General features: G+C 63.2%; 25 protein-coding genes. 16 read left to right on the top strand and 9 right to left on the bottom strand.

Translation table 11 applies throughout. The annotated features are described in order from the left end of the window. The first annotated feature begins 16 nt into the window (after positions 1–16). Entirely contained in the window at positions 17–595 is a 579-nt protein-coding gene (locus tag RAM60_RS04940; protein ID WP_369025327.1) for a TetR/AcrR family transcriptional regulator, read from the top strand. Here RAM60_RS04940 and queA read toward each other — a convergent pair. The 5 genes from queA to RAM60_RS04915 form a co-directional block, all read right to left on the bottom strand. Then, positions 592–1,623 (bottom strand): tRNA preQ1(34) S-adenosylmethionine ribosyltransferase-isomerase QueA, encoded by a 1,032-nt coding sequence (gene queA, locus RAM60_RS04935; protein WP_369025328.1) that lies wholly within the window; start codon positions 1,621–1,623, stop codon positions 592–594. The genes RAM60_RS04940 and queA overlap by 4 nt on opposite strands. A gap of 39 nt (positions 1,624–1,662) precedes the next feature. After that, entirely contained in the window at positions 1,663–2,361 is a 699-nt protein-coding gene (locus RAM60_RS04930) for a peptidylprolyl isomerase (RefSeq protein WP_369025329.1), read from the bottom strand. Between the two features lie 85 nt (positions 2,362–2,446). Continuing rightward, positions 2,447–2,956, bottom strand: a complete 510-nt coding sequence (coaD, locus tag RAM60_RS04925) for a pantetheine-phosphate adenylyltransferase (RefSeq protein WP_369025330.1) — start codon at positions 2,954–2,956, stop codon at positions 2,447–2,449. After that, complete coding sequence (locus tag RAM60_RS04920) at positions 2,956–3,864, bottom strand: polyprenyl synthetase family protein (protein WP_369025331.1); 909 nt, start codon at positions 3,862–3,864, stop codon at positions 2,956–2,958. Before RAM60_RS04920 ends, coaD begins: the two co-directional genes overlap by 1 nt. Continuing rightward, a complete protein-coding gene (locus RAM60_RS04915) occupies positions 3,861–4,118 on the bottom strand; it encodes an exodeoxyribonuclease VII small subunit (protein ID WP_200983689.1) in 258 nt (85 codons plus the stop codon). Before RAM60_RS04915 ends, RAM60_RS04920 begins: the two co-directional genes overlap by 4 nt. A 64-nt stretch (positions 4,119–4,182) precedes the next feature. On the opposite strand from RAM60_RS04915, the gene RAM60_RS04910 reads away from it, so the two are divergent. Genes RAM60_RS04910 through RAM60_RS04890 form a run of 5 tightly spaced genes read left to right on the top strand, consistent with a single transcriptional unit; the run spans position 4,183 to position 8,603 of the window. Next, on the top strand, positions 4,183–4,578 hold the full coding sequence (locus RAM60_RS04910; protein WP_369025332.1) for a DUF2177 family protein: 396 nt from the start codon (positions 4,183–4,185) through the stop codon (positions 4,576–4,578). Positions 4,579–4,584: 6 nt separating this feature from the next. Continuing rightward, positions 4,585–5,265: a hypothetical protein gene (locus RAM60_RS04905; protein ID WP_369025333.1), complete on the top strand. Its 681-nt coding sequence runs from the start codon at positions 4,585–4,587 to the stop codon at positions 5,263–5,265. Positions 5,266–5,275: 10 nt separating this feature from the next. Then, entirely contained in the window at positions 5,276–7,522 is a 2,247-nt protein-coding gene (purL, locus tag RAM60_RS04900; protein ID WP_369025334.1) for a phosphoribosylformylglycinamidine synthase subunit PurL, read from the top strand. Between the two features lie 2 nt (positions 7,523–7,524). Then, on the top strand, positions 7,525–7,932 hold the full coding sequence (locus RAM60_RS04895) for a DUF3052 family protein (protein ID WP_369025335.1): 408 nt from the start codon (positions 7,525–7,527) through the stop codon (positions 7,930–7,932). After that, on the top strand, positions 7,932–8,603 hold the full coding sequence (locus RAM60_RS04890; RefSeq protein WP_369025336.1) for a nitroreductase family protein: 672 nt from the start codon (positions 7,932–7,934) through the stop codon (positions 8,601–8,603). The genes RAM60_RS04895 and RAM60_RS04890 overlap by 1 nt, the downstream gene beginning before the upstream one ends. On the opposite strand, the gene RAM60_RS04885 is transcribed toward RAM60_RS04890, so the two are convergent. Further along, complete coding sequence (locus RAM60_RS04885) at positions 8,600–9,418, bottom strand: Coq4 family protein (protein ID WP_369025337.1); 819 nt, start codon at positions 9,416–9,418, stop codon at positions 8,600–8,602. The two genes, RAM60_RS04890 and RAM60_RS04885, sit on opposite strands and share 4 nt — an antisense overlap. Before the next feature lie 70 nt (positions 9,419–9,488). Further along, positions 9,489–10,382, bottom strand: a complete 894-nt coding sequence (gene serB, locus RAM60_RS04880) for a phosphoserine phosphatase SerB (protein WP_369025338.1) — start codon at positions 10,380–10,382, stop codon at positions 9,489–9,491. Here serB and miaA point away from each other — a divergent pair. The 8 genes from miaA (at position 10,375) to RAM60_RS04840 (ending at position 17,153) form a co-directional block, all read left to right on the top strand. Beyond that, positions 10,375–11,340, top strand: coding sequence for a tRNA (adenosine(37)-N6)-dimethylallyltransferase MiaA (gene miaA, locus RAM60_RS04875; RefSeq protein WP_369025339.1), 966 nt, complete (start codon positions 10,375–10,377; stop codon positions 11,338–11,340). The two genes, serB and miaA, sit on opposite strands and share 8 nt — an antisense overlap. Before the next feature lie 109 nt (positions 11,341–11,449). After that, entirely contained in the window at positions 11,450–13,201 is a 1,752-nt protein-coding gene (ilvB, locus tag RAM60_RS04870) for a biosynthetic-type acetolactate synthase large subunit (RefSeq protein ID WP_369025340.1), read from the top strand. Beyond that, positions 13,201–13,500: a hypothetical protein gene (locus tag RAM60_RS04865; protein ID WP_369025341.1), complete on the top strand. Its 300-nt coding sequence runs from the start codon at positions 13,201–13,203 to the stop codon at positions 13,498–13,500. The genes ilvB and RAM60_RS04865 overlap by 1 nt, the downstream gene beginning before the upstream one ends. Next, positions 13,497–14,012, top strand: coding sequence for an acetolactate synthase small subunit (gene ilvN, locus RAM60_RS04860; protein ID WP_200983676.1), 516 nt, complete (start codon positions 13,497–13,499; stop codon positions 14,010–14,012). The genes RAM60_RS04865 and ilvN overlap by 4 nt, the downstream gene beginning before the upstream one ends. A gap of 13 nt (positions 14,013–14,025) precedes the next feature. After that, positions 14,026–15,060 carry a ketol-acid reductoisomerase gene (ilvC, locus tag RAM60_RS04855; protein WP_369025342.1) on the top strand — a complete coding sequence of 345 codons (1,035 nt, stop codon included), beginning with the start codon at positions 14,026–14,028 and terminating at the stop codon, positions 15,058–15,060. Positions 15,061–15,073: 13 nt separating this feature from the next. Continuing rightward, the gene (locus RAM60_RS04850; protein WP_369025343.1) at positions 15,074–15,424 is read left to right on the top strand and encodes a DUF2200 domain-containing protein; all 351 of its coding nucleotides are present in this window, start codon (positions 15,074–15,076) and stop codon (positions 15,422–15,424) included. Continuing rightward, positions 15,421–16,008: a DUF6151 family protein gene (locus RAM60_RS04845; RefSeq protein ID WP_369025344.1), complete on the top strand. Its 588-nt coding sequence runs from the start codon at positions 15,421–15,423 to the stop codon at positions 16,006–16,008. Before RAM60_RS04850 ends, RAM60_RS04845 begins: the two co-directional genes overlap by 4 nt. Continuing rightward, positions 16,005–17,153 carry an alpha-hydroxy acid oxidase gene (locus RAM60_RS04840; protein ID WP_369025345.1) on the top strand — a complete coding sequence of 383 codons (1,149 nt, stop codon included), beginning with the start codon at positions 16,005–16,007 and terminating at the stop codon, positions 17,151–17,153. Before RAM60_RS04845 ends, RAM60_RS04840 begins: the two co-directional genes overlap by 4 nt. Here the strand turns inward: RAM60_RS04840 and RAM60_RS04835 are convergent. Together RAM60_RS04835 and RAM60_RS04830 are read right to left on the bottom strand one after the other, a co-directional pair. Further along, complete coding sequence (locus RAM60_RS04835) at positions 17,150–18,277, bottom strand: epoxide hydrolase family protein (RefSeq protein ID WP_369025346.1); 1,128 nt, start codon at positions 18,275–18,277, stop codon at positions 17,150–17,152. The two genes, RAM60_RS04840 and RAM60_RS04835, sit on opposite strands and share 4 nt — an antisense overlap. A 2-nt stretch (positions 18,278–18,279) precedes the next feature. Then, positions 18,280–18,702 (bottom strand): PaaI family thioesterase, encoded by a 423-nt coding sequence (locus RAM60_RS04830; protein WP_369025347.1) that lies wholly within the window; start codon positions 18,700–18,702, stop codon positions 18,280–18,282. 225 nt (positions 18,703–18,927) lie between these two features. Here RAM60_RS04830 and leuA point away from each other — a divergent pair, with 225 nt between their 5' ends. Next, positions 18,928–20,610: a 2-isopropylmalate synthase gene (gene leuA / locus RAM60_RS04825; RefSeq protein WP_369025348.1), complete on the top strand. Its 1,683-nt coding sequence runs from the start codon at positions 18,928–18,930 to the stop codon at positions 20,608–20,610. A 62-nt stretch (positions 20,611–20,672) separates the two neighbouring features. Next, positions 20,673–21,506 (top strand): hypothetical protein, encoded by an 834-nt coding sequence (locus RAM60_RS04820; protein ID WP_369025349.1) that lies wholly within the window; start codon positions 20,673–20,675, stop codon positions 21,504–21,506. The last annotated feature ends 35 nt before the right edge of the window (positions 21,507–21,541 follow it).

Here is a 21,541-nt window from a genome sequence, read left to right as displayed (position 1 = left end):
TGTAAACATACGGATAATGGTAACAGTGTCAACATCGAATGAAGCCTATCATCACGGAAGCCTGCGCGAAGCCTTGGTCGAAGCCGGGATCGCCGCGCTGGAGGGGCGTGAAGGCAAGGACATCTCGCTGCGTGAACTGGCGCGCACGGTGGGGGTCTCACCAACGGCAGTGTACCGACATTTCCCCGACAAGAAGGCCTTGGCCGATGCGCTGGCGACCGAAGGGTTGAAGATGCTCTACACCGCGCAGAAAGCGGCGTCCGACAAGACGGGCGGCGGCCCTGGCGCCTTTGCGGCAACGGGACGTGCCTATGTCCGTTTCGCGCTCGCCCATCCTGCCCTGTTTCGCTTCATGTTTACCCAGGGCGATCCCGTCCTTCATGGTCCCGAAAACGACCAGGCTCAGGCACTCCTGGCAGCGAACTCGCTCGCGATCACGGGGGACAAGAAAAGTGCCGAGCGTCTCGCGCTGCAGGCGTGGGCAGTAGCCCATGGCGTGGCCATGCTCATGCTCGACGGGCGCATCCCCGCAGAAGACGGATTGATCGACCGCTTGATCGACCAACGCAGCCTGTTTTCGTCGGATGCTTGCTAGGGCAGCAGCAGCGAGGAATCACCGTAACTGTAGAAGCGGTATCCGTTGGCGATGGCATGCTCATAGGCGGCCATCATCCGATCACGCCCCATCAGCGCGCTCACCAGCATCATCAAGGTCGACTTGGGAAGGTGGAAATTCGTCATCAACCCGTCGACCGCGCGGAAGCGATAACCGGGCGTGATGAATATCGAAGTGTCTCCCGCGAAAGGCTTGATAACCCGATCTTCGCCTGTCGCGCTCTCGAGAAGGCGCAGACTGGTGGTTCCAACGGCGATGATCCGACCGCCGTTCCGGCGAACGGCATTCAGGCGTTCCGCCGTCTCGGGTTCGATACGACCGAATTCGGCGTGCATGGCATGGTCGTCGGTGTCGTCGACCTTTACCGGCAGGAAGGTACCTGCCCCGACGTGCAGGGTCAGCGTCTCGCGCCCGATCCCTGCCACATCGAGTGCATCGATCAGATTCGGCGTGAAGTGCAAGGCGGCAGTCGGGGCGGCAACGGCGCCGTCCTCGCGCGCGAACATGGTCTGGTAGTCTTCGCGATCACGATCGTCTGTCGCACGCTTGCCGGCGATATATGGCGGCAGCGGCATGCGCCCTGCCCGCTCCAGCAGCACCTCGACCGGCTCGTCGCCTTCGAAGGCGAGTACGAAGCTCCCGTCGGTCAGGCGGTCCTCTGCAATCGCCGCTACGCCACCGCCAAACTCGACGCGGTCGCCGAGGCGCAGTCGTTTGGCGTTGCGCACAAAGGCCTGCCAGCGCCTGAGATCGATACGCTTGTGCAGGGTCGCACCGATCTTGGCATCGCCCCGCCTGCCCTCGAGCTGGGCGGGGATGACCCGTGTGTCATTGAAAACCAGTACGTCACCGGCGCGCAGCAGCGAGGGCAAGTCGCTGACGCTGAAATCGCGGAAAGGCACATCGCCTCCCTCGACCAGCAACATGCGCGCAGAGTCGCGCGGCACCGCCGGGCGCAGGGCAATCAGCTCCTGCGGGAGTTCGAAATCGAAGAGGTCGACCTTCATAGCGGCGCTCGCATAGTCGCGGGCGCCGCGAGATGAAAGTCAGTTGCCGATCGGCGCGTTGAGCTCGTCGGCGGAAATATTCGCCTCGATGCGCGGTGCCGGGGCGGCCGGGACCGGCTTGTTGTCGGACGCGATGGATGCCTGAACGATGCGCGTGGGGTTGGCAGGCGGCTCGCCACGCTGGATCGCATCGACCGCAGCCATGTTCGAAATCACACGACCGAAGTTGGTGTACTTGTTGTCGAGGCTAAAGCGCGGAAGGAAGACGATGAAGAACTGGCTGTTCGCGCTGTCTTCGCTGGCCGCGCGCGCCATCGACACTGTGCCGCGAACGTGCGGCATCTTGTTGAATTCCTGCTTTAGGTCAGGGAGCTGCGAGCCACCCGTACCCGTACCGGTCGGATCGCCCGTCTGCGCCATGAAGCCTTCGATTACGCGATGGAAAATGATGCCATCGTAGAAGCCCTGGCGGGCAAGCGTCTTCACGCGATCGACGTGTTGCGGCGCCCAGCTAGGCATCAGGCGGATGGCAACGCGCTGGCCGTTCGAAAGGTCGAGCAGAAGGATATTATCCGGATCGACTGCCATGTCGTAGCTGATTGGCTGGAATACACGCTGATCGGTGGCCGGTGCATCAGCCGTGGCCTGTGCAGCTGCATCGGCTTCCTGCGCCGTCGCGGCAACGGGAGCGATCGCGACGAGGGCGGCAGCAGCAAGGGCAAGGGAAGACTTGAGCATCGTGATTCCGTCGAATTGTCCTGAGTGGGGCACGCTCTAGCGAGCGGGGTCTGTCCGTTCAATGAATAGCTTGGCGCTGCGGCAGTTAGCCCACAACCTTGCCGAGTCTGGCGACGCGCGCCTCGACATCCGCCCGCACAGCCGGGGTCACGAACTTTTCGATTTCTCCGCCGTAAAGTGCGATTTCCTTCACCAGCCGGCTGGCAATCGGCTGCAACGAAATTTCAGCCATGAGGAAGACCGTTTCGATGTCATGGTTCAGCTGTCGGTTCATGCCGGTCAGCTGATATTCGTACTCGAAGTCGGTCACGCCGCGGATCCCGCGCACGATGGTCGTTGCCCCCTGTTTTGCAGCGAAATCAACGAGAAGCGAATTGAAACCGACGACACGGCAGTTCTTGCAGCCGATCGCGGCCACTTCGCGCTCAACCATCGCGATGCGCTCGTCATCGTCGAACATCGGCGATTTGGCGATGTTGGTGGTCACGCCGATTATCAGCTCGTCGACCAGTTTCGCTCCACGCTCGATGATGTCCATGTGTCCGAGCGTGATCGGATCGAAAGTCCCCGGATAGACGCCAATGCGCTTCGCCATCAGTGATCCCTCTTCACGATGAAACGTGCCAGTTCGACCAGCAGTCTGGCGTCTTCGCCATGGCTGGCCAGATGGCTCCCTGCCTGTTCCACAAGCATTTCGGCCTGTGCCCGGGCCTGCTCCACGCCCATCAGCGTGACGAATGTACGCTTGCCCTGCCCCTCGTCCTTGCGCAGCGCCTTGCCGGCCTTGTCCTGGTCACCCTCGACGTCGAGAAGGTCGTCGGCAATCTGGAAGGCAAGGCCGATGTCGCGGGCATAAGCACGCAAATGCGCGCGTCCTTCCGGCGGTATGCGCCCGAGCACGGCGCCCATCTCGACACTGGCGGCCAGCAGGGCGCCGGTCTTGAGCTGCTGCAGCCGGGTCACCTGCCGCAGGTCGTAATCCTGTTCTTCGGACATCATGTCCATCATCTGCCCGCCGGCCATTCCGTCGTGACCGCTGGCCCGCGCAAGTGTGGCCACCAGCTCGGCGCGAACGAATGGGTCGGTGCTGGTGTCAGGCTGAGTGAGAATGTCGAAAGCGAGCGCGTGGAGGCTGTCGCCTGCAAGAACAGCCGTTGCTTCATCGAAAGCCATGTGGACGGTCGGCTTGCCATGCCTGAGATCGTCATCGTCCATGCAGGGAAGATCGTCATGGATGAGTGAGTATGCGTGGATTGCCTCTACAGCACAGCCCGCATTCACCGCGGCATTGCGATTGACCCCGAACAATTCGGCCGTAGCCACGACCAGCAGTGGTCGGACCCGCTTACCTCCGCCAATTGCCGCGTAACGCATCGCCTCCACCAAGCGAGCACGGCTGTCCTGCGGAACAGGAAGGAATGCGTCGAACGCGCTGTCGACTTCGTCCTGGATACGCTCGAAAGCCTCGCTCAGAAGGTCCGGCTTGGCGGTCACGAGGTTCACTGCGACCCATCCGCGTCGAAGGGCACGGTCCCAGAGGGAACACCACCGGTGCCTTGGACAATCTTCTCTATCCTTGCCTGCGCCGCATCCAGGCGGGCCTGGCAGGCCTTGCGCAGCGCCTCACCGCGTTCGTACAGGTCGATGCTCTCGTCGAGCGGGACTTCGCCGCTCTCCAGTTGCCGCACCACCCCCTCGAGGGCGCGCAGCGCTTCCTCGAAGGACATCTCTCCAATCGCTTTGGGATCCTCTGCCATCGCGGTGGAGCATTGACCGTGCGCGAACACGCGGTCAAGTAAGCGGAAAAAGCGGGGAGCGGATATGACGTGGATTGTCGCCTACATTGCAGCGGCACTGGTGTTCGGCGTGCTCGATGCACTCTGGCTCGGTTGGGCCGGAAACAACTTCTACCGACCCCACCTCGGTGACATGCTGGCGGACAGCTTCCGCATGGCCCCTGCATTGGTCTTCTACGGAGCTTACATCGCCGGAATGGTGTGGTTCGCCGTGCGCCCGGGACTTGCCGGTGGCATCGGGAATGCGGCACTGAACGGGGCCCTGCTGGGTGCCCTTTGCTACGCCACCTACGACCTTACAAACCAGGCTACGCTGCGCCAATGGTCGACCACCATCACTATCGTCGACATCTGCTGGGGAGCCTTCGCCACCGCCGTCGCAGCCAGTGCGGCCACCTATATCGCAACGAAATTCGGCTGACCTACGATGTACATCGGACATTTCGCTTCGGCCTTCGCCGCCCGCGCCATCACCGACGAATCGCCAAGGCTCGGAACGCTGTTCATCGCCGCGCAGGCGATCGACTGGCTCTTTTTCTCCTTTGCCATCGTCGGGATCGAGAAGCTGAGGATCGTCCCCGGGATCACCCGGATGAACCCGCTCGATCTCTACCAAATGCCGATAACCCATAGCCTGCTGGGCACCATTGCGATCGCCATCGCGTTCGGTGGCGCGGTCTATTACGCAAGCCGCAATGTCGTCGCGAGCACTTGGGCGGCCATCGTGGTCGCTTCGCACTGGTTGCTCGACCTCCTTGTTCACCGCCCCGACCTGACGCTGGCAGGAGCAGGTCCCAAGCTTGGCCTCGGACTGTGGAACCAGCCTGCCATTGAAATGCCGCTGGAGCTGGGCTTGGTCCTGCTAACCTTCATCTGGTACGTGAAGCGCACGAAGGGCCCGCTGGTACCTCCCCTCGTGTTACTTGGCACAATGTTGCTGTTCCAGGCGATCAACTGGTTCGGCCCGCAGCCCGAAGAGGCAGGAATCGCCATGTACCTTACAGCGCTATTGAGTTTTGGAATCCTGACCGCGCTTGCTTTCTGGCTCGATGAAACTCGGTGGCATAAGAACCGCGTGGGGCTGGCGGTTGCGAGCGCGCGCCGCTAAGGGCGCGCGCATGGCTACCATCGAGTCCCAGATCACCCCCGAGATCGTTGCCCAGCACGGGCTTTCCGAAGAAGAATACGAGCGCGTCCTGCACGCCCTCGGCCGCGAGCCCAATCTGGTCGAGCTTGGCATCTTCTCGGTCATGTGGTCGGAGCACTGCTCCTATAAGTCCTCGCGCCTGCACCTGAAGAAGCTGCCCACGGAAGCTCCCTGGGTCATCTGCGGTCCGGGCGAGAATGCCGGCGTGATCGACATCGGCGACGGGCAGGCGGCGATCTTCAAGATGGAGAGCCACAACCACCCCAGCTACATCGAGCCCTACCAGGGCGCGGCGACCGGCGTCGGCGGAATTCTGCGCGACGTCTTCACCATGGGCGCGCGCCCGGTGGCGAACGCCAACGCGCTGCGCTTCGGGCGGCCCGACCACCCGAAGATGCAGCACCTCGTCAAGGGCGTGGTCGCAGGGATCGGCGGCTACGGCAATTGCGTCGGCGTGCCCACCGTTTGCGGCGAGACCAACTTCCACCCCGCCTATGACGGGAACATCCTCGTCAATGCGATGACCGTCGGTGTCGCCGATGCGGACAAGATCTTCTACTCGGCCGCGACGGGGGTCGGGAACCCGATCGTCTATGTCGGCTCCAAGACCGGGCGCGACGGTATCCACGGCGCGACCATGGCCTCTGCCGATTTCGGCGAGGATGCCGAGGAAAAGCGCCCGACCGTGCAGGTCGGCGATCCGTTCACCGAGAAGCTGCTGATCGAGGCCTGCCTCGAACTGATGGCGACCGACGCCATCGTCGCGATCCAGGACATGGGTGCGGCGGGCCTGACCTCCTCGTCGGTGGAAATGGCCACCAACGGCAAGGCCGGCATCCGGCTCGACATGAACAAGGTGCCCTGCCGCGAAGAGGGCATGACGCCCTACGAAATGATGCTGAGCGAGAGCCAGGAGCGCATGCTCATGGTTCTCAAGCCCGGCAAGGAAGCCATGGCCGAAGCCATCTTCAAGAAGTGGGAACTCGATTTCGCGGTTATCGGTGAAGTCACCGACACCCGTCACATGGTGCTCGAATTCAACGGCGAGGTTGTCTGCGACATCCCGCTCGGCCCGCTCGCCGCAGATGCGCCCGAATACGATCGCCCCTACATGTCGAAGGAAGAGTACACCGCCTGGGCCGGCATCAAGCCGATGACCGAGCGGCCCGACACCGACGACGTCGGCGGCGACCTGCTCAAGCTGCTCGCCTCCCCCAACCTGTCCTCGCGCCGGTGGATTTCGGAGCAGTACGACAGCCAGGTCGGTGCCGACACGCTCCAGACCGGCGGCGATGCGGGCGTAGTCCGCGTCCACGGCACGAAGAAGGCACTCGCGATCAGCACCGATTGCACGCCGCGTTATGTCTTCGCCGACCCCTACGAAGGTGGCAAGCAGGCGATTGCCGAGGCCTATCGCAACCTTTGCGCGGTCGGTGCGCGGCCGCTGGCAGTGACCAACTGCCTCAACTTCGCCAATCCCCAGCGGCCGGAGATCATGGCCCAGTTCGTCCATGCGCTTGAAGGCATGGGCCGCGCCTGCCGCGTGCTCGACTTCCCAATCGTGTCGGGCAACGTCAGCCTCTACAACGAGAGCAAGGCGACCGGCGGCGGTTCCGCGATCCTTCCCACGCCGGCCATCGGTGGCGTCGGCATCATCGACGACTACGATCACATGATGACCATGCCCTTCAAGGCCGAAGGCGAGGCGATTTACCTCATCCACGCCGAGGAATGGGCAACCGCCGATCCGGAACGCTCGCATCTCGGCAAATCGCTGTGGCTGTCGGAAATCCATGGCCGTGACGAAGGCCGTACCCCGCCGACCGATCTGACGGTCGAGAAGAACGCCGGCAAGATCGTCCTCGAACTCATCGCCGACGGTCTCGTCAGCGCGGTCCATGACGTTTCGGACGGCGGCCTTGCGGTCGCTCTCGCCGAAATGGCGATGGCCGGCGGCATTGGTGCCGACGTCGAATGGAACGACGAATACACAAAGGCCGCCTGGTGGTTTGGCGAGGACCAGGGACGCTACGTCATCACCGTTCCCGACACCAATGCGCTCAACGAAGCCCTCGCCAAGGGCACCGAGAACGCGGAGACCGCTTCGATCGGCTTCCGCCGTATCGGCCGCACCGGCGGCGACGCGCTATTCGGCAAGACCATCGCCGAGATGAAGGCCGCGCACACCAGCTTCTTCCACGAGTGGATGGAAAGCTAGGCGTGGCCTCAGGGTATTCCGGCACGCCGCTGGCCAAGAAGCTCTCGTTGCGAGACGGCCAGCGCGTGTGGTTCGACGGAATGCCTGAAAGCGTGCAGGACGAGATCGACGAGTACGCACTCGAACTGACCTTCGTCTCGGGGCCTGAAGACGCGCCCGATGCGGCTCACATTTTCGTGACCGACCGCGCCGACATGGAAGCCAAGCTGACGACCTTGCGCCACTCCATGGCCAAGGACGGGCAGGTCTGGGTGAGCTGGCCGAAAAAGGCCTCCAAAGTTCCGACGGACATTACCGAGGACACGATCCGCGAGGTCTGCCTGCCGATGGGCCTGGTCGACACGAAAGTATGCGCTGTCGACGATGTCTGGTCGGGCCTCAAGCTGGTCATCCGCAAGGAATTGCGTTGATGCGCGACCACGAGACGGTTCCCTACTCGTTACCCCACCTGCCCGACGAAGAGCGCATCGCACGGGCACAAGCCTTCCGCGACAAGATCATCGAGCGTCGCAGTTGCCGCTATTTCTCCGACGCACCAGTCCCGCGAGAGATCATCGAGGCTGCCATCGTCGCTGCAGGAAGCGCACCCAATGGTGCCAACCACCAGCCCTGGCACTTCGCCGTGGTCTCATCCCCCGACAAGAAGCGCGCGATCCGCGAGGCGGCTGAGGCGGAAGAAGCCGAGTTCTATGCCGGAAAGGCCAGCGAGGAATGGCTGGCGGCACTCGCCCCGCTCGGTACCGATCCCGACAAGCCCTTCCTCGAGACTGCACCGTGGCTGATCGTCGTGTTCGCCCAGCGCAAAGGCGGCATCGCGGAGGACGGCAAGACGCAGAACTACTACGTCAACGAGAGCGTGGGCATCGCTTGCGGCATGCTGATCGCGACGCTGCACGAGGCAGGACTTGCCACTCTCACCCATACGCCTTCGCCGATGGGCTTCCTGCGCGAAATCTGCGGCCGGCCCGACCACGAGAAACCGTTGATGATCGTGGTCGCCGGACTTCCTGCAGAAGGTGCGACGGTTCCGGCAAAAGCGCTAGAAAAGAAACCGCTCTCGCAGATTGCCAGCTGGCTCTAGTTGCCTTTGCGGGCAGCCATCAAGTCGTAGGGATTGATCCCCTCTTCTCGCCAGATGCGGTGACATTCGCGGTACCAGTGGGGGTCGGGAATGTTCAACTCGCGGCGTGCTTCAACGAGATCCTTCGCGAGGAGTTCACGAATTGAAAGGCCGACAAGCGGCGGGCAGGCCTTGCCTGTGCGATGCGCCTCGCGCGTGGCCTTCATCACCGGCGCCGCGCTTTTGACGAGTTTCTTGATGTGAAGCGAGCCGGCGTAGCCGAGCAGCAGGTGGCCATGCGCCGGGCTCTGGCCGTGGGTGAAGAGCAGGACGCACTGCTCGCCCAAGGCGTCGCGCCCATAGCCGGTAAGAACGTGCATCAGGTCGTGCGTGTCGCGCTGGCGAAAGCCGAACCACTGCACGAGGTCGGGATAAGTCGGGCGGCCGGCCTTCTCCGATTCCTCGACCAGTCCCGCGGCTGACAGCCCTTCCCGCTCCATGAAGTCGCAATAGGCATGCGCAACGCTGCCCTCCGGCAACTTACGGAGCGCATCGTGGTCATCGAGGATGGCGGGCAAGAACGGTTCGCTCTCGCGCAGTGTTTCACCCTGCTCGCTCAGCATCAGGGCGCGGACACGGGGCATGAAGTTCTTGCTGGGCAGCGCCTCATAGATCTTGAAGACCTCCGCTGTGTTCTCCTTGTCCTTGAGGAGTTCGCGGAAGTGCCTGAGAGCCACAAGCGGCTGGTACCTGGGAACCGGACGATCAGGATGGCGCAGTGGCGTCCCGTCGCTCGCGGCCTCGATTCCATGCAATACAGTCGTCTGGTCGTTCATTTCCGGCTACCCTTCTGAACCGGTCTCTAATCGCAACCAGTTAAACATAATTGGACGCGCGCGCCAAATTTTATCGAACGACCGATTCAACCCATTCGCCGCGCGGAATGCCGAGGAGTTTCAGGATGACGCGCAAATCAGCGCTGGCAATCCGTCCGTTTGCTGCGTCCCTCGCCTTGGGCTTGGCGCGATAGGCGATGCCATAATCGGCGGCCTGGATCATCGGGATGTCGTTTGCCCCATCGCCTGTGGCGAGCACGCGGGCACCCTCGCCCAGTTTTTCACGCTCTTCCTCCAGCGTCGCGAGCTTTGTCGAGGCGTCGCTGATGGGACCGGCCAATCCGCCAGTCAGCCTGCCGCCGGACACCGCCAGGCGATTGCCGACTACCCGCTCGAACCCAAGCTGCTCTGCTACCGGATCGGCGAAGTGGTGGAACCCGCCGGTAACCAGCACGGTGCGGCAGCCCTTGCTCCGCAAGGTAGCGACCAATGCGGCAGCACCTTCGACCGGACGAATGCGGTCTGCAAGACAATCGTCGATTGCACCCTCGCCCAGACCCTCGAGCAGTCCGACGCGCTCCTTCAGGGCGCTTTGGAAATCGAGTTCGCCCTGCATGGCCCGTTCGGTGATTTCGGCAACCTTGTCCTTGATCCCGGCGTAATCGGCCAGCTCGTCGATGCATTCCTGCCCGATCATGGTCGAATCCATGTCCGATACGAACAGGCGCGGGACTTCGATTTCGTGATCGGCGACGAGGAGGTCGCATTCGCCGAAATGTTCGACGATCGCTGCCGTCAAAGCTGCCCTGTCGCCATGCGGCAGGGATAGCTGGAGGACGTTGTCGCCCGAATCCAGGAGGCCAGCCATAGCCAGCGGCGAGCCGGCGTCCGCCAGAGCCCCGGTCAGCCGGTCGAGCCGGGTATCAAGGTCTGCGTGGTCTGCTATCAGACGCGCGATGAACAAGACGAATTCTCCCGAAAATCCAGCAGCGAGGAAACCGGTCGCGCTCATTGCAGGGCCGACCGCCAGCGGCAAGAGCGATCTCGCGGTCAGGCTGGCGCAACAGTCCGAGGCCGGAGGCCGACGCGCGGTGGTGATCAATGCCGACAGTGCGCAGGTCTATGCCGACCTGAAGGTTCTGTCTGCGCGCCCCGACGAAACCGAGATGGGCGGGATCGAGCATCGCCTGTTCGGCGCGTGGGACGGGGCCGAACCGTGCTCGGCGGCCGACTGGGCCGCAGCGGCAAGGCGCGAGATCGAGGCGCTGCATGATGAGGATGCCGTGCCCGTGCTGGTCGGCGGGACGGGCCTCTACATGCGGACCCTGCTCGACGGGATTGCCCCAGTTCCAGCGATCGATCCGGATATTCGTGAGCAAGTCCGCCTGTTGCCCCAGGCCGAGGCCCGCGCTGCGCTAGAGCGGGAAGATCCCGGTGCCGCGGCCCGTCTCGCTCCGGCTGATGTGTCACGCACCACGCGAGCGCTCGAGGTCGTGCGATCCACAGGACGGACACTCACCGACTGGCAGGCGCGCAAGGAGGGCGGGATCGGCGATACCGTCAATCTCGCTCCACTGATCCTGCTGCCCGATCGCGAGTGGCTCTACGAAAGATGCGATCGCCGGTTCGAACTCATGCTGGAACGCGGCGCGATCGAGGAAATCGAGGCGCTGCTCGAACGCGGGCTCGATCCTGCGCTCCCGGTCATGCGCGCCATCGGCGTGCCCGAGATCTCGGCAATGCTCAAAGGCGAACTTGGGCGCCCTCAAGCAATCGCCGCTGGCCAGCAGGCGACACGGCAGTACGCCAAGCGCCAGTACACGTGGTTCCGCCACCAACCACCGGAGGACTGGCCTCGGGTTGATAACAAAAGCATTGCCGATATCAGTTTTCTTGTATCTTTATTGCGTGAAAGTGGTTGACAGTGAAATCGCATCAGCGGTAAAGCGCTGATAGTCGGCCCGGCGCTCCAGACCCCAGCGCCGGGCCGATTTGTAACTTCAAGCCATGTAAACGGGTCCGGAGGGTATTGTGAGTAGCGAGCGCAGCGGCGCGTCCATCCTGATCGAATGCCTCAAACGGCAGGGGGTGGAGTTCGTCTTCGGCTATCCCGGCGGCGCCGTGCTGCCGATTTACGACGAGCTTTTCGCCGATAAGGACATCCGCCACATCCTCGTCCGCCACGAGGCAGGGGCGGCCCATGCGGCGGAAGGCTATGCCCGCTCGACCGGGAAGCCCGGCGTGGTTCTCGTCACCAGCGGTCCGGGTGCGACCAATGCCGTGACCGGCATCGCCGATGCCTACATGGATTCGATCCCGATGGTGGTGATAACCGGGCAGGTTCCCACTGCACTGATCGGCACGGACGCATTCCAGGAAGCCGATACCATCGGCCTCACCCGCCACTGCACCAAGCACAACTATCTGGTGAAGGACCCCGAGCGGCTGCAGGCCACGATCGAGGAAGCCTTCCGCATCGCCACGACCGGTCGACCCGGCCCGGTGGTCGTCGACATTCCCAAGGACGTGCAGATCGCGCTTGCCAGCTGGGACGAGCAGGACACTGCCCCCCTGCCCTCGCATCGCTACCAGCCCCGCGTCGTCGGCGCGGCGGACGAGATTGCCGAGGCGGTCGCCATGATCGCATCGGCGCAGCGGCCGGTCTTCTACACCGGAGGAGGCGTCATCAACGCCGGTCCGCGCGCTTCGGAGATGCTGCGCAAGCTGCAGGACCTGACCGGCGCCCCCGTCACCAGTACGCTGATGGGCCTCGGCGCATTTCCCGCTGATCATCCCGACTGGCTCGGCATGCTCGGCATGCACGGCACCTACGAAGCCAACATGGCGATGAACAAAGCCGACCTGATCGTCGCCATCGGCGCGCGCTTCGATGATCGCGTGACCGGCCGGCTCGATGCCTTTGCGCCCGAAGCCAAGAAAATCCACATCGATATCGACCGGGCAAGCATCAACAAGATCGTCCCTGTCGACCTCGGCATCGTCGGTGATTGCGGCCATGTGCTCGAACAGCTGGTCGAGGCATGGGGCGGACGCAACACGCGCGATCTCGGCGAATGGAAGGCCCGTATCCTCGGCTGGAAGGCGCGCGACTGCCTCGCCTATCCCGACAAGGGAAGTGACCTCATCATGCCGCAGAAGAGCATCGAACGGCTCTTCGCGCTGACGAAGCATCTCGACCCGATCATCACCACCGAAGTCGGCCAGCACCAGATGTGGGCGGCGCAGTATTTCGGTTTCTTCGGCCCCAACCGCTGGCTGACCAGCGGTGGCCTCGGCACCATGGGCTATGGCCTGCCCGCCGCGATCGGCGCGCAGCTGGGCAACCCGGACCGCCTGGTCATCGACGTGGCTGGCGAGGCGAGCATCCAGATGAACATCCAGGAACTCGGCACGGCGAGCCAGTATCGCCTGCCGGTGAAGGTCTTCATCCTCAACAACGAATACATGGGCATGGTCCGCCAGTGGCAGGAACTGACCTATGAGAGCCGCTATTCGAACAGCTATTCGGACAGCCTGCCGGACTTCGTGAAACTGGCCGAGGCATATGGCTGGAAGGGCATCCGGATCGAGGACGAAAGCCAGCTCGACGCAGGGATCGAGGCCATGCTCGCGCATGACGGGCCGGTCATGGTCGACTGCATGGTCGCAAAGGAAGCGAACTGCTTCCCGATGATCCCCAGCGGAGCGGCGCACACCGACATGCTGCTTTACGGCGATCACGTCGAAGGCACGATGGACGACGAAGCCAAGGCACTTGTGTGATGGGCATGATGGCAAACTTTCCTGAACAATTCGCCGCGCGCGCTGAACGCCGCTGCTGGTTCACCCGTAGCGATGCCGAGCAGCTGCTCGACTGGCTCGAGGACAATGGCGAGCGCTTCGTCGGCATGGAGGTCGCGCAGAAGCAGGCCGACGGTAGCTGGCTGCTGCTCGACGAGGGGCTCGACCTCGCCCGCCAGACCGACAATTTCGAGGCGGTGCGCCGCGGCAAGGACTTCCTGCGCGAATACGACGGCGAAGGCCGCATGTTCGAGCCACTGTGGCAGGGGCGCATGGCATGAAGATCGCCCAGCAGGCGTCCGAGCGCCACGTCCTCAATGTGATCGTCGACAACGAGGCGGGCATCCTCGCCAAGATCGCAGGCATGTTCACCGCGCGCGGCTACAACATCGACAGCCTGACCGTGGCCGACATTTCGGAAGACCATGCCATCAGCCGCATCACCATCGTGACGCGCGGGCCGGAGCCGGTGATCGACCAGATCCGCGCCCAGCTCGAGCGACTGGTTCCGGTGCACAAGGTCATCGACCTCACCGAGAGCGGCGCACATGTCGAGCGCGAGCTGGCGCTGGTGAAGGTTTCCGGCAAGGGCGACAACCGCGTGGAGGCGCTGCGCATCGCGGAGCTGTTCCGCGCGAAGGTCGTCGACACCACCACCAGCAGTTTCGTCTTCGAACTGACCGGCGCGCCGGACAAGATCGACAGTTTCATCGCCCTGATGCGCGAACTCGGCCTCGAAGAGGTCGGCCGCTCGGGGATCGTGGGTATGATGCGCGGCGCAGCCGGCGCGTAGAACGAGGGATCCAATGCAAGTCTATTACGATACCGATTGCGACACCAACCTGATCAAGGACAAGAAGGTCGCCATCGTCGGCTACGGCAGCCAGGGCCACGCCCATGCCCAGAACCTGCGCGACAGCGGCGTCGGCGAAGTCGCCATCGCCCTGCGCCCCGGCTCAGCCACAGCGAAGAAGGCCGAAGCGGCCGGCTTCACGGTCAAGACCGTGTCCGAAGCCGCCGAGTGGGCCGACGTCCTGATGATCCTCGCGCCCGACGAACACCAGGCGGCGATCTATGCCAACGAGGTGGCGGGCAAGATGCGCCCCGGTACCGCGCTTGCCTTTGCGCATGGCCTCAACATCCACTTCGGCCTGATCGACCCGCCGGCGGACGTCGACGTCATCATGATCGCCCCCAAGGGTCCGGGCCACACCGTGCGCGGCGAATATCTCAAGGGCGGCGGCGTGCCGTGCCTCATCGCGGTTCACCAGGAATCAAGCCAGTCGGGTGGCAACGGCTTCGCTAAGCAGCTCGCCCTGTCCTATGCCAGCGCGGTAGGTGGCGGTCGCTCGGGCATCATCGAGACCAACTTCAAGGAAGAGTGCGAGACCGACCTCTTCGGCGAACAGGCAGTGCTTTGCGGCGGTATCACCCACCTTATCCAGGCAGGGTTCGAGACGCTGGTCGAGGCAGGTTACGCGCCCGAAATGGCCTATTTCGAGTGCCTCCACGAAACCAAGCTGATCGTCGACCTGCTCTATGAAGGCGGCATCGCCAACATGCGCTACTCGATCTCGAACACCGCAGAATACGGTGACATCAAGACCGGCCCGCGCATCATCACCGACGAGACCAAGGCGGAAATGAAGCGCGTCCTCAAGGACATCCAGTCGGGTCGCTTCGTGAAGGACTTCGTGCTCGACAACCAGGCCGGCCAGCCTGAACTCAAGGCAAGCCGCAAGGCTGCCGCTGCCCATCCGATCGAGCAAACCGGCGCCCAGTTGCGCGCCATGATGCCCTGGATCGGCGCCAACAAACTGGTCGACAAGGACAAGAACTGATAGCCCGAAGGGCGTGGCAGGACATCGCATCTACGCCATGCCCTTCGCGGGCGTGCACCGTGCCTACATCGCCAAGGCGGAGAAAAAGGGCCGCACGCGCGAAGAGGTGGACGAGGTCATCCGCTGGCTGACCGGCTATTCCCAGTCCGAGCTCGACGGGCATGTCGAAAAGCAGACCGACTTCACGCACTTCTTCGGCGAAGCGCCGATGAACCCCGATCGCACGCTCATCACCGGCAAGGTCTGCGGCGTCCAGGTCGAAACCGTCGAAGAGCCGCTGATGCGCGAGATCCGCTATCTCGACAAGCTGGTCGACGAACTGGCCAAAGGGCGACCTATGGAAAAGATTCTTCGCAAGCCGTGAACTTCGCCTGCGAGTGCGGAGCCGTTGCAGGCACGATCGACAAGGCGACAAGTGTCGAAGGCGATCACGTCGTCTGCCACTGCAGGGATTGCCGTGACCTCGTCCGGCACTTCGGCAAGGAAGCGCGCATCCTCGACGCCAATGGCGGCACCGCACTCTACCAGTCGCGATGTGCACGCATGCATCTCGATCGCGGCAAGGAGATGCTCGCGGGGCTCCACATGACCGACGGCCCGACCTTGCGCTGGTACGCGAAGTGTTGCGGGACGCCGATGTTCAATGCCTACAAGAACGGCCGCATCCCCTATATCACAACGCTGCTGGCGAACTGCGATCAGGCAGGACGCAATGCTCTGGGAGCGCCGCTGGGCCATCTCTTCCTTGATGAAGCGACCGGCGATACCTCCGGACTTCGCCCGCTCTCGATGGGGCGTTTGATGCGCCGCTTCTTCAGGCGGATGATCAGAGATATCGTCTCGGGCGACCGTCGCCGGAGCGAACTCTACGACGCCGCGACGCTTGAGCCGATCGCAAAACCGCGTCACCTGAGCGAAGCCGAACAACATGCACTGGGGCGCGCATGAAACTCACCGACTGCCACAATATCGACGACTTCCGGAAGCTGGCCCGGCAGCGGCTCCCCTGGCCGGTGTTCGACTACATCGACGGTGCTGCCGACGACGAGATCACCAAGGCGCGCAACACCAGTGCCTTTGACGATGTCGACCTCGTCCCGGATGTGCTTGCGGGCGTCGCGGAAATCGACACCTCCTGCATGATCATGGGTCGAAAGAGCGCCTTGCCGCTGATGCTCAGCCCGACGGCGCTTCAGCGAGCCTTTCACCGCGATGGCGAGCGTGCCGTCGCCAAGGCTGCCGAGGAATTCGGCGTGTGGTTCGGCATTTCCAGCCTCGCAACCCATTCGATCGAGGAGATCGCCGCGCTGACCGGCGGGCCGAAGCTGTTCCAGCTCTATGTTCACAAGGACAAGGGCCTCAATGCCAGCATGATCGAACGCTGCCAGGCAGCGAAGTTCGACGCGATCGCGCTGACGGTCGACACGATCGTTTCGGGCAAGCGCGAGCGGTGCCTGCGTTCCGGCTTCACCACCCCGCCGCGCTTCACGCCTTCGGCCCTGTGGAGCTACGCCACGCGCCCGCGCTGGACGCTCGACTATGTCTTCGGCCCGAAGTTCCGCCTGCCCAATCTCGACGGGCACGTGCAGGAAGGCACGGGCAAGGCGGTCAGCATCCAGGACTATTTCAACACCATGCTCGACACGAACATGGATTGGGACACCGCCGCGCGGATTCGGCAGGACTGGGGCGGCAAGTTTGCATTGAAGGGCGTGATGAGCGCAGCAGACGCGCGTCGGGCGGTCGAGATCGGGGCCGATGCGATCATGATATCGAACCACGGCGGTCGGCAACTGGACGGCAGCCGCGCTCCCTTCGACCAGCTGCGCGAAATCGTCGATGCGGTGGGCGGGGAGATCGAGATCATCCTTGATGGCGGCGTCCGGCGCGGGACCCATGTCCTCAAGAGCCTCGCAGCCGGGGCCACCGCTGCATCAGGTGGACGACTGTATCTCTACGCCCTCGCCGCCGCCGGCCAGCCCGGTGTCGAGCGCGCTGTCGGCATCCTAAAGGAAGAGATCGAGCGCGGAATGCGGCTGATGGGCGTCACGTCGGTCAGCCAGTTGAATCCAGACCGGCTGCGCTGGCGCTAGGCCATCATCCCGAAACAGGCGCGCAGTTCGGCGACAAAGGTCTCGGGCTGCTCCCACGCGGCGAAATGACCGCCTTTCTCCACCTCGTTCCAGTAAACGAGGTGCGTGAGCGTCCGCTCTGCCCATTCGCGAGGGGCAGGCAGGATTTCCTTCGGGAAAGCCGTTGCTCCGGCAGGAATAGCGACCGTTCCAGCCCCGAACTTGGCAAAGCTCTCCCAGTATAGCCGCGCTGCCGACGCTCCTGTCGCGGGGAGCCAGTAGAGCATGATGTCGTCGAGCACATGGTCCATCGACAAGGCGTCCCACGGCGATCCGCCATTGTCTGTCCAGTAATAGACCTTCTCGACAATCCATCCGGCGAGGCCGACAGGAGAATCGACCAGCGAATAGCCGATCGTCTGCGGCCGCGTGCTCTGTTCCTTCGAATATCCCGAGTCCCACTCCTGGTAGAAGCCGAGACGCTGGAAGGCGCGCAGGACCTTGGGGTCCTGGCTCTGCATGTCGTCGGGGCCCGGACGGCCCAGCGGCATGTTGAGGTGGATGCCCTTGCACCCTTCCGGCGCGAGCTGGCCGATTGCGGTAGTCACCGCCGCGCCCCAGTCGCCGCCCTGCGCGACCCAATGGCCATAGCCGAGCCGCTGCATCAGTTCGGCCCATGCGCGGGCAATCTTCTCGACGCCCCAACCGGTGCCCGACGGCTTGCCCGAGAACCCGTACCCGGGCAGCGATGGCGCGACGACGTGGAAAGCCATGTCGTCGGGATTCGACGGCTCCGCCAGTTCGTCGATGATGCCGAGGAACTCGACCACCGACCCCGGCCAGCCATGCGTGATGACCAGCGGCAGCGCGTCGGGTCGCGACGACTTGCGATGGAGGAAATGGATGTCGAGCCCGTCGATCTCGGTGATGAACTGGCCGATGGAATTGAGCCGTGCCTCGCAGCGCCGCCAATCGTATTCGATCCGCCAATAGGCGACGAGTTCGCGCAGGGCAGCCAGCGGCGTGCCTTGCGACCAGTCGTCCACCGTCTCGGCCTCGGGCCAGCGTGTCTGATCGAGCCGGTCTGCGAGACGAACGAGTTCATCCTCCGCGACATTGAGTTCGAACGGCCTGATCTCACCCATCGCTAACCTCCCGTCGCCTTCTTCGAGGCTTCCATGACCCGGCTGACGTCGGCCAGCAGGATCGTGCTCGTTGCCTTCGCCAGGACCCTGCCCTGCGTGTCCTTGAGATGGCCCTCATAGAAGCTCGTGTGCTTGCCGTGCCGTTCCACCCATGCTTCGGCAATCACTATTCCGGGCCGTGTCGGGGCAAAGAAGCTGACCTTGAGCTCGAGTGTCATGGGGACGATGCCGGGCCCGTTCTTCGCGATAGCCGCGTGCGCCATTGCCGCGTCGATCCATCCCGTGATGAAGCCGCCCTGCACTACGCCGCCCGAATGGCATTGCTCGGACTTGGCTTCGTATTCCAGGCTCGCCTTGCCCTCTGGATCGAGCGACACCACCCGGACGAGACCGAGAGTGGTGCTGAGCGGATGCGGTTCGGACATTCTTCCCCCTGTGCGATGCAAGATAATTTCTCGGGATGCCCAAGCCTGTTTTGCTTTACAACCCTTCCCTGCTTTCGCATAGCAACGCACATGCACAACGCACTCGGCCTTATTCTGCGACTTACACGCCCTTGGGCGTGATAGCTGGCGTGCCGGAGCGGGCGCGCTGAGCGCCCAAGGGAACAACCTCCACCCCGAAGCTTCCGCAAGAACCGAGATTTTCCGATGTCCATGCTCCGCGATCCGAGCGCCAAATATTCGCCCTTCCCGCAGGTCCCGCTGACCGACCGGCAGTGGCCGGGCCGAACCATCACCGCCCCGCCGCGCTGGCTGTCGACCGACCTTCGCGACGGCAACCAGGCGATCGTCGATCCGATGGACGCGCATAAGAAGAACCGTTTCTTCGACCTGCTCGTCGAAATCGGAGTGAAGGAAATCGAAGTCGGTTTCCCCAGCGCGGGCGCGACTGAGTTCGATTTCATCTCGGGTCTCGTAAAATCGGGGCGCATTCCCGACGACGTAATCGTCCAGGTGCTGACCCAGAGCCGTGAGGACCTGATCCGCACCAGCTTTGCCAGCCTCACCGGTGCACGGGCGGCCATCGTCCACCTCTACAACGCTGTCAGCCCCGCCTGGCGCGAGGTCGTGTTCGGCATGACCAAGGACCAAGTGCGCGAAATCGCCGTCACCGGTGCCAAGGTCATGCGCGACGAAGCGGCCAAGCAACCGGGCACCGACTGGCACTTCGAGTATTCGCCGGAGACCTTCTCCACTGCAGAACTCGATTTCAGCCTGGAGGTATGCGAGGCGGTGATGGGCGTCCTCCAGCCCACGCCCGATCATCCGATCATCCTCAACCTGCCTGCAACGGTCGAGGCGGCGACCCCGAACATCTATGCCGACCAGGTCGAATACTTCATCCGCAATCTCCCGAACCGCGAGAGCGCAGTCATCAGCCTGCACACCCATAACGATCGCGGCACGGGCGTCGCGGCGGCGGAACTGGCGCTGATGGCTGGTGCCGACCGCGTCGAAGGCTGCCTGTTCGGCAATGGCGAGCGCACCGGCAACTGCTGCCTCGTGACCATGGCGCTCAATATGTACACGCAGGGCGTCGACCCGGGCCTCGACTTTTCCGACATCGACCGGGTCATCGAGACGGTCGAATACTGCAACCAGATTCCCGTCCACCAGCGCCATCCCTATGGCGGCGAGCTGGTCTACACGGCCTTCTCGGGTAGCCACCAGGACGCGATCAAGAAGGGTTTCGCGGCACACGCGAGCCAGAATTCGCCGGTTTGGCGCGTACCCTACCTGCCGATCGACCCTGCCGATCTCGGCCGCAGCTACGAGGCGGTGATCCGCGTCAACTCGCAGTCCGGCAAGGGTGGCTTCGCCTGGGTGCTGGAGCAGGACAAGGGGCTCAAGCTGCCCAAGAAGATGCAGGCCGACTTCAGCCCGCATGTCCAGCGCATGGCCGACGAGCTCGGCCGTGAGCTGACTGCCGCCGATATCTGGGACGCCTTCCGCCATGCCTATTACGTCAAGATGGAACCGCGCCAGTTCCGCCTGGTCGATTACGAAGAAAGCCGTGCATCGGACGGAACCCGCCTGTTTGCCGGCACCATCGAGGTCGACGGGAAGGCACAAAGCGTTTCGGGTCGTGGCAACGGCCTCATCTCCAGCGTGATGAGCACGCTGGCGGACAGCTTCGGCGTCGATCTCGAGGTGGTCGACTACACGGAGCACGCGCTTGGTGCCGGTACCGACGCCAATGCGGCCGCCTATCTCGAATGTCGGACAGGTGACGGTCGGACCGTCTGGGGCTGCGGCATCGATGAAGACGTCGCGACAGCCAGCGTCCGCGCCGTACTCAGCGCTGCCAATGCTGTGGCACGCCAAGGCTAAGAACGAATACTATAAATTGAACGTTTCCGACATAATGCCATTGCGCCATGGACTTTCTCTCCATGGCGCTTATTTCCTTCGCCATGGTCTCCCCGCCCGAGAAATTGCCAGCGTACGTGGTCAAGGCTGCCGATCTCTCCGCGCTATACTATCTCGACACTGCACACCCGCGTCCTCGGTCAATGGAGTGGATCAATCGCGGCACCGACCAGCGTCTGCGTCCCTCGACCATCGACATGCTCTTGCGCACGATGTTCCGCGAAACTCACACGCCGAGCGTCCAGAAACTCCATGATTCAGCCGGCCTTCGCGCCGAATTCCGCTCAGAACGCGAACGCGACAGCTTCGCCAGGGCCTTCGATATCGCCCGCAAGAAATTGAATGAAAGCAAGGATTTCATCCTGACCTCCGTCTTCGACCAGCTTGAAGCGGCGAACGCCGCGGTGCTGGCGATCAAGGCAGTTGGTGTGCCTGACGAGGCTATTTCGCTCGTCTGGCGGGCAAGCAACTATCTCGACCAGCCCTACGAGCCGCCCAAGGGACACTCGGTTGGCGAAATCACCACGGGTGTCGTGGGCGGCGGTATCGCCGGTGCCTTGTTTGGCATGGCGGTGCTGTTCGTGCCGGGCGTTGGTCCGGTGGCCGTAGCAGGCGCGCTGACCGCATCAGCTTTCGGCTCGGTTGCAGGTGTCAGCGGCGTCATCGGCGCGACCGGCAGCGCAATTGCCAAGATGTTGAGCGATCACGACGTCGACGGGGTCGAGGTCGGCTTCTACGAACAGGAAATTCGCCGCGGCAAGGTTTTCGTATCGGTCGACACCCGCAAGTGCGAAGATTGCAGGGACGAGGTCGTCGGCCTGTTTGCGAGCATGGGAGGCCGCAGGGCCGAAAGCTGATCCGTCGCTGTCAGGTCAGAACGAGAAGTGCAGTT

Origin of the sequence: Qipengyuania sp. RANM35, from assembly GCF_041021145.2 — a bacterium.
Classification (GTDB): Bacteria; Pseudomonadota; Alphaproteobacteria; order Sphingomonadales; family Sphingomonadaceae; genus Qipengyuania; species Qipengyuania soli.
This window is presented reverse-complemented; position numbering and strand designations above follow the sequence as displayed.

Bases quoted from the DNA above. Each gene is read 5' to 3' on its own strand.
- RAM60_RS04940 (WP_369025327.1), top strand. From the start codon at position 17: ATGGTAACAGTGTCAACATCGAATGAAGCCTATCATCACGGAAGCCTG.
- RAM60_RS04890 (WP_369025336.1), top strand. From the start codon at position 7,932: ATGCGCGACCACGAGACGGTTCCCTACTCGTTACCCCACCTGCCCGAC.
- RAM60_RS04885 (WP_369025337.1), bottom strand. From the start codon at position 9,418: ATGAACGACCAGACGACTGTATTGCATGGAATCGAGGCCGCGAGCGAC.
- miaA (WP_369025339.1), top strand. From the start codon at position 10,375: ATGAACAAGACGAATTCTCCCGAAAATCCAGCAGCGAGGAAACCGGTC.
- leuA (WP_369025348.1), top strand. From the start codon at position 18,928: ATGTCCATGCTCCGCGATCCGAGCGCCAAATATTCGCCCTTCCCGCAG.
- purL (WP_369025334.1), top strand. From the start codon at position 5,276: ATGGCTACCATCGAGTCCCAGATCACCCCCGAGATCGTTGCCCAGCAC.
- RAM60_RS04915 (WP_200983689.1), bottom strand. From the start codon at position 4,118: ATGGCAGAGGATCCCAAAGCGATTGGAGAGATGTCCTTCGAGGAAGCG.
- RAM60_RS04910 (WP_369025332.1), top strand. From the start codon at position 4,183: ATGACGTGGATTGTCGCCTACATTGCAGCGGCACTGGTGTTCGGCGTG.
- RAM60_RS04820 (WP_369025349.1), top strand. From the start codon at position 20,673: ATGGCGCTTATTTCCTTCGCCATGGTCTCCCCGCCCGAGAAATTGCCA.
- ilvN (WP_200983676.1), top strand. From the start codon at position 13,497: ATGAAGATCGCCCAGCAGGCGTCCGAGCGCCACGTCCTCAATGTGATC.
- RAM60_RS04865 (WP_369025341.1), top strand. From the start codon at position 13,201: ATGGGCATGATGGCAAACTTTCCTGAACAATTCGCCGCGCGCGCTGAA.
- coaD (WP_369025330.1), bottom strand. From the start codon at position 2,956: ATGGCGAAGCGCATTGGCGTCTATCCGGGGACTTTCGATCCGATCACG.
- queA (WP_369025328.1), bottom strand. From the start codon at position 1,623: ATGAAGGTCGACCTCTTCGATTTCGAACTCCCGCAGGAGCTGATTGCC.
- RAM60_RS04830 (WP_369025347.1), bottom strand. From the start codon at position 18,702: ATGTCCGAACCGCATCCGCTCAGCACCACTCTCGGTCTCGTCCGGGTG.
- RAM60_RS04905 (WP_369025333.1), top strand. From the start codon at position 4,585: ATGTACATCGGACATTTCGCTTCGGCCTTCGCCGCCCGCGCCATCACC.
- RAM60_RS04840 (WP_369025345.1), top strand. From the start codon at position 16,005: ATGAAACTCACCGACTGCCACAATATCGACGACTTCCGGAAGCTGGCC.
- ilvC (WP_369025342.1), top strand. From the start codon at position 14,026: ATGCAAGTCTATTACGATACCGATTGCGACACCAACCTGATCAAGGAC.
- RAM60_RS04835 (WP_369025346.1), bottom strand. From the start codon at position 18,277: ATGGGTGAGATCAGGCCGTTCGAACTCAATGTCGCGGAGGATGAACTC.
- RAM60_RS04930 (WP_369025329.1), bottom strand. From the start codon at position 2,361: ATGCTCAAGTCTTCCCTTGCCCTTGCTGCTGCCGCCCTCGTCGCGATC.